Annotated in this window: 5 protein-coding genes; 3 read left to right on the forward strand and 2 right to left on the reverse strand. The window is 50.3% G+C overall.

What is annotated here, in order from left to right; genetic code table 11:
* Nucleotides 1–160 precede the first annotated feature (160 nt).
* The 3 genes from AC2FPW_RS22085 to AC2FPW_RS22095 all read left to right on the forward strand — a co-directional run bounded on the left by AC2FPW_RS22085 (nt 161) and on the right by AC2FPW_RS22095 (nt 1,967).
* Nucleotides 161–790, forward strand: coding sequence for a helix-turn-helix transcriptional regulator (locus AC2FPW_RS22085; protein ID WP_496815419.1), 630 nt, complete (start codon nt 161–163; stop codon nt 788–790).
* Nucleotides 790–1,161: a hypothetical protein gene (locus AC2FPW_RS22090; protein ID WP_496815420.1), complete on the forward strand. Its 372-nt coding sequence runs from the start codon at nt 790–792 to the stop codon at nt 1,159–1,161. Before AC2FPW_RS22085 ends, AC2FPW_RS22090 begins: the two co-directional genes overlap by 1 nt.
* Before the next feature lie 146 nt (nt 1,162–1,307).
* Nucleotides 1,308–1,967 carry a nucleotide-binding protein gene (locus AC2FPW_RS22095; RefSeq protein WP_496815421.1) on the forward strand — a complete coding sequence of 220 codons (660 nt, stop codon included), beginning with the start codon at nt 1,308–1,310 and terminating at the stop codon, nt 1,965–1,967.
* Between the two features lie 319 nt (nt 1,968–2,286).
* Here the strand turns inward: AC2FPW_RS22095 and AC2FPW_RS22100 are convergent, their stop codons facing one another.
* Together AC2FPW_RS22100 and AC2FPW_RS22105 are read right to left on the reverse strand one after the other, a co-directional pair.
* A complete protein-coding gene (locus tag AC2FPW_RS22100; protein ID WP_496815423.1) occupies nt 2,287–2,559 on the reverse strand; it encodes a BrnA antitoxin family protein in 273 nt (90 codons plus the stop codon).
* A complete protein-coding gene (locus tag AC2FPW_RS22105; protein ID WP_496815424.1) occupies nt 2,531–2,878 on the reverse strand; it encodes a BrnT family toxin in 348 nt (115 codons plus the stop codon). Before AC2FPW_RS22105 ends, AC2FPW_RS22100 begins: the two co-directional genes overlap by 29 nt.
* Nucleotides 2,879–3,078: the final 200 nt, after the last annotated feature.

The following is a 3,078-nucleotide window of genomic DNA, read 5'->3' on the forward strand; positions in this document are numbered from 1 at the left end:
GTCACAGAGCCCGTAGGATAAGTCCGTCCGGGGAAAGGGGAACTGCGCTCAAAATCCGATTTGTGCAACAGAGCCCCTTGCCACGTTTCCAAAGACGTTATTCAAATCAAACGAAAGGCTGCCGAGGTGCCTCGCGATACAACCCTAGGAATATCTCTGTATGTACACCCTCTCCCCACCCTCACACATCCCAGGATATAACGCGGACATTGAGTGGATAAAAACAATCGCGACAGCGGGTTTCATGATCGGTATAAATCACACCAACCGCGGAACAGAGTTTTTCGACACTGACTACCCTGTCGCATGGCGTGAAGAATATGACCGTAAGAAATATCTGTGGCTGGATCCGGTTGTTGTACATTTTCTGACTGGCGACGGTGAAAAGCGCTGGTCTGAGATCAGGATTCCGGACATCCGTGGTGTTATGAAGAGCGCGCGCAAACACGGTATTCGATACGGTGCTACATTTGTGAAAACGGTTGGGTCGAACACATCGATGTTGTCGGTTGCCAGGCCGGACCGTGAGATCGACGATGTTGAATTTGTCAGGCTGTCTTCCTGGTGGTCCAGCTTTGTCGAAAGAGTAAACCAACCGTTGCCTCTGAATGATGGTGAACTGGCGCTTCTTCGTATTATCGCAAATGATAAATCTGTGGAGAGCGCCGCCGAACAGTTGGGAATAACCCTCAGTGCTGCCAAGAGCCGGCTGAAATCCGCGCGGAGCAAGCTGAACTGTAATAGCAATCTTGCTGCGACACTCATCCTCGCTCGAAAGAAACTTTTGTAATGTCTGCCCTGCCAAACCTCCTTCTAAGCCGTGCCTTTATGCAGGATTTTGCCGGAGCTGATGCACCCTGCTTCGGCATGAGTCTTGTTGAAACGGCCGGAAAAGTAACAGGTTGTTTAGCGATGCAGCCGGACATGCCAATAGAAAGCAGCATACCGGCAAAAGGATTTGCATTCGGCCATCGGCTGTCGGAGATTGACGGTGCGCCCTTGTGTCAATTTGTGTTTAGCTTCTACGGTGGGCCTCAGTACTCCGCCCTGGTCAATCCTTCCAACCCAATAGTCCGCACTGTTTACTCGGAGCCATGGTTAAATCTGGTGTTGAGCGATTTGAATGACAAGCGCCATATGTTGCCATATGGTAGTATATGAAATGCCATGGCAGCATAGCGCACTGTGCGGAATGGCATAATGTGGTGCGGATTGGTAACATGCGGTGTGCTGTACTGTGGCAGTCTATTGTTGAGGCTGCCTGAGTGTCATAATTTGGCCTGAGGTAACCAAAGAGAGCAGTAAACATGCCTGTGATTTCGTTTGCATCTACCAAAGGCGGAGCGGGAAAAACGACCGCTTGCATCGTTCTGGCGTCCATAATAGCGGAAAGTGCTACCGTAGCGCTGATCGATGCAGACCCAGCCGCAAGACTAATCTCCTGGAAAGACAAAGGCCCGCTACACCCTAATATTACGTGCCACCACTGCATCGATGAGGAGAAGATACTACCTTTGATCAATCAATGTCGTGAAGATTCCGACATTGTGTTGGTAGACTTGGAGGGCATTAAATCCCGCCTTAATTCCTTTGCCATTGTAAAGTCTGACCTGGTGATTGTTCCAATGGGTGACGAGCAACAGGATGCTGAAGCCGCTGTGCAGACTCTTTCAAGTATTCGAACTGACGGAATGTCGCAGGATCGTGATATCCCCGCCAGAGTGTTGTTCACGAGGGTTAAAGCAGCGGTCAAAGCTAAAAGTGAAAAAGAAACAAACCATGACATGCGCGCAAACGTTCCTTGCTTTGGAACAGAACTTGTGGCCCGCACAGCTTATTCTTCAATGCATAGGTTCGGCGGTCGATTGCAAGATCTCGAAGGGGTAGGGGGACTGGAGGGAGCTGTAGCAAATGCACAGGCGCTTGCGGCCGAGGTGCAGTCTGTAATCATGAAGGTATATGCGTAATGACCAGCACGTTAAATTTCTCGGAATTGAAACGCCTGGAACACGAGTCCTCTGAAAAGCAAGAAAAGCCGGATCTAAAACCAGAGCAGATTGTCACTGAAGCGCCCTCGCGCCCTGTAATTCACTCAGAGCCGCCCACCACCGAGTACCCTATTCGTATACTTGTACAGGGCCCACCAACCACAATTAATCGATTCAAGAAACTCTGTAAGGATGATCGGCGTTCTTACCACGATATGCTTGAAATTCTTATGAATAGCTTTGACCAAAGAAAATAGACAAACGATTGCGTTGTCTGGCTTAGCGAAGCGCCGGGGCATTAGCCCCGGCCTCTTTGCGCCTCGTAATACGTCCGCAGTACTGCGTTCATTCGAGTCAGGTGGCCTTTGCCGCCAGACTTGAAGTATTCGAGAACATCAGCGTCAACGCGCAGATGCACAGACTGTTTCGGCTGGCGCTCAACTATGTCGGCGTCATCCCAAAAGCCATCAGGCATATCCAGGGCTTCTGCGTCGTCACTCGGCGCTATAACTTCGCCGCGACGTTGCATCGCCCTAATTTCCTCAAGGGAAGCTGTCTTTGTATTTTTCATAATCCTTCCGACCTCCTTTCCAGGCAGAGATTAGACGGATGTTCTCGCCGCGCATGGTGTAAATGACGGTGAACGGATCACCATCAACCAAGCCCAGAGAGATAAACCGTTCTTCCCCATAGTCGTGTCGGTCATCAGTTTTAGTGAGGGTCGGACCCTCAAAGATCAAAGCGGCATAGAGAAAATCCACGCCATGTTTGGTGATGTTTTGTTGACGTTTGTCTTCGTCCCATTCGAGGAGCATGGTCAAAGCCTTCTGTTGTTTGGTACTGGCGAGGTTTGGGCATTTTGACTGTCTACTTCCTTGATCGGGTTTCATATTTTCGTTCTGCTCAGGACGACCTTCTACGTGCCGCTTATGAAGTATATGTACCTATTTTGTGTACACACTTCAAGAGGCGGCTGAATAAATTTGTGGAGGCGGGCAAATCCCGCGCCATTTGGCGCGTGACCGCGTGCTAGGCTTCAGCCGGCAGACCGGCTTACGCCCCGAACCAACCACGTGCGAACTCCCTTTGA

The organism is Ruegeria sp. SATB027 (genome assembly GCF_059613825.1).